The following is a 3,202-nucleotide window of genomic DNA, read 5'->3' as shown; positions in this document are numbered from 1 at the left end:
TTCCCACGTTAATACCGTATACGTAGTTGGAACCTGTTGCGATAACTTTGGAGTTGGTGATTGTGTTGTTTTCTATTACTACTCCTTTACCGGTTGATTGGAAGTCTATTGCATCAATACTTGGGTAATATGAACCTTCAGCAACTTCAGCACCGTTTACTACTACTCCCACATTTTCTACTGTGTTGTTGTTTGAGCTTATGTATAATGCACTGGATTGTGGTAATCCCACATAATCTTTATCATATGCAACATCAGCAGATGGGATGTATGCTGTAATAATACTGTTGGTGATTGTGTTTTCATCACCTGCAAATTCTATTAGGTGTAATGGCATGCTGCTGTTTACAAATATGATTGAATTTTTAATTACATTACCTTTTGATTCAAAGTATATGGCATCCATGTCTTTGTTCATGATAGTAATTCCATCAAGTACAACTGTAGCACCATTGCCTGTTATAATTTGACTGTCATGTAATGTTGCGAAATCATCAGCTTTAATGGTTACGTTTACTCCTTCAAATATGAACTGGGTGTTTTCTGTAAAGTCACCATATATTGGAATTTCAGTATTGTTGTATTCTTCTTTTAATATACCGTTTTCATCGAAGTAGAAACTGTAAGTGTCATCGGTTAATCTGTAATCAGGTATGTTGTTTTCGATGGTGTTGTCTTCTCCAGTGTCTGCTACTGCCTTATCTCCTCTGCCTGCCGGTGATAGGAGGTAATTATCTGTGATTGTGTTGTCGTCACTTGTTACGTTTACTGCTGGAATTTCATCAATAGGTGCTGTAATTGTAATATCATTAAATGTTACAGTGTTATTATTAGCAGCTTTTACTCTTAGAAGGGTAGGGCATATTTTTACTCCTGAAGTGTATGAGTAAATTGTATCTCCATAGTCTCCTGAATTTTTGACTGTAGCGGTTATATCAATATGGTTATTTGTTACCACTCCATTTTCAGAATCTCCAAGACCTATACCAACTCCATTGTCTGCATTGATTATTACATCATTGTTTTCAACAAGATTTGATTTTGCAATGTATACTTCAATACCCCATGCATTTTGAGTTTCATCTATTTCTACAATGTTATTTGTCACTTCATTGTTTTGAACAATTATAACATCATATGAACCGTAATCCATGAAACCTGCAACAATAATACCATAAGTTAAATTATTTGATTTAACTGTTACGTTGTTGCTGCTGATAGTTGAATTAGATATTATTGATTGAATAGCATTAGCATAATATTCTGTAGTTGTTGTTACATTGTTGTTTTCAACTAATGATAATATAGCATGGTTAAGGGTTAAACCATATGCATATACTTTGGATTCTGTATTGATTATATTATTTGTTATTTCTATATCGGATACAGGTGTTTGCTCTGATTCCCACATATCCCATTCTTCATCATATTCCGTTTCATATTTACCTGTTACATAAACTCCGTAAATAGTACCTGTTGCTTCTGCGGCCTGTGTGTTTGCTCTTGTAGTGATTGTGTTATTGTCTATGATTAAACCATCAGATGCTAATGCCTGTATTGAAAGGGTATTTACTTGAGTAATATTTGTTCCAGGTTTATTGTATTTAATATTATTTTCAGGACCAGTTGTGGTTATAATATTGTTTTTAATTATGTTGTTTTCTCCACCATCAATATCTATTGCGTGAGTGAATTGATTTCCATCGTTTGTTAAAGTAATGATGTTACCTTCAATACGGGTTGTTAAAGCATCTTCTAACATTATTAATGGAATTTCAATATTATTGGCATTCATCTGAATGTTTGTAACATTCACACCATCAGAATCTATAAAGAATGTACAGTTGTTTAACACTGCCTGTGTTTCAGCAGTAGTTAAATTTAATGGAACAGAAATAACCATATCTCTATTATTAAATACACCATCGAACCTAAGTTCTGCACCAGCTTCAACAATATCTTTAGCTGTACCATCATCATTAAAGAATTCAGACCAAGTACTATCAGTTAAAGTAAAAATAACCGGTCCCGGTTTATTTGCAGAAATCGTATTAGTTGTAGTATCACCATTTACTGCATCGTTACCCTCTTTATCAGCTGAATAAATAATATTTTTTGTTATAGTATTTTCTATTGAGTCACCATCCAATGCAATAGCATATTCTGCTTGACTTGTAATATCATTGTTTTGTATATTTGTCTGTATAGTATTTACGAGTGTAATTGCTACATCTTCGGTATTAAACGTGTTGTCTTCTATATTACTTTCTGCAGAATCCTTGATTACCACACCTTTGTTTATTGTATTATTATATAATCCAATATTGGTTGTGTTAATGTATACTGTACCGTTAAGAGTCATATCAGTAAGATTTGATCCTTCACTACCACTTACAAAAGTAATATCACCATTCCAAGTAGCATCAAATGTTCCAGTAATATTTACTGCTTTATTAATTATCATTGGATTTGAATATTTGTTTATTCCAGGGTATCTTATTATAATTGTTGTTCCATCAACTACTGAATTTTTTAATAGATTTGTTTCATCAAAAAAGTCAGAATATTGTTTATTACACATATCAGGATTACCTGTTTGCTTATAAGATAATACTTCAATATTTTCATTATCTGCTATGAAAATTGTATTTTCAAATGTTCCTACCATATACCCTGTATTATCAACTTCAAGAAATGTACAATTTTTGAAAAATCCTTGATCATTTGAAGCAACCATTGTTTTTGGTAAATAAGTATCATGAATTGTAACTGGATTCATCATACTCATAAGTTGTATTGAATTATGTTCTGACAATACTTGTATATTTAATTTATAAGAATCAAATACAAACCAAAAGAAACCTAAATCACTTTTTGAGTATTTGTCACTTAAATTTATTATTAAATCCGTATCTTCAGTAGCACTGAAAAATTGGAATTGTATAAAATTATTTTGATTAATCGTACCATAATCGCTTAAATTATCATCAGTAATGATAATTTGACTATTTTCTTTTACACTACTTTTTAATGATTTTTTTAATAAATTAATGTTTGAAATAGCATTAACAGTAATAGTACTGTCTCTTATTATGGAGTTGGTTGTATTAGTAAAATCAATACCAAATGTAATACCATCCGTATTGGTGGTAGTTAAACATACATTTGCGATTGTTAAGTTGTTAACTCCAGTTGCATCAAT

Annotated in this window: 1 protein-coding gene; it reads right to left on the bottom strand. The window is 31.1% G+C overall.

The window, feature by feature from the left end; genetic code table 11:
* The coding region (locus QZZ11_RS06515) for a right-handed parallel beta-helix repeat-containing protein (RefSeq protein WP_292474617.1) at positions 1-3,202 on the bottom strand (3,202 nt) is incomplete at both ends.

This window comes from Methanosphaera sp. (genome assembly GCF_016282985.1).
Classification (GTDB): domain Archaea; phylum Methanobacteriota; class Methanobacteria; order Methanobacteriales; family Methanobacteriaceae; genus Methanosphaera.
The sequence above is the reverse complement of the archived record's forward strand: the minus strand, read 5'-3'. Positions and strand labels throughout refer to the sequence as shown.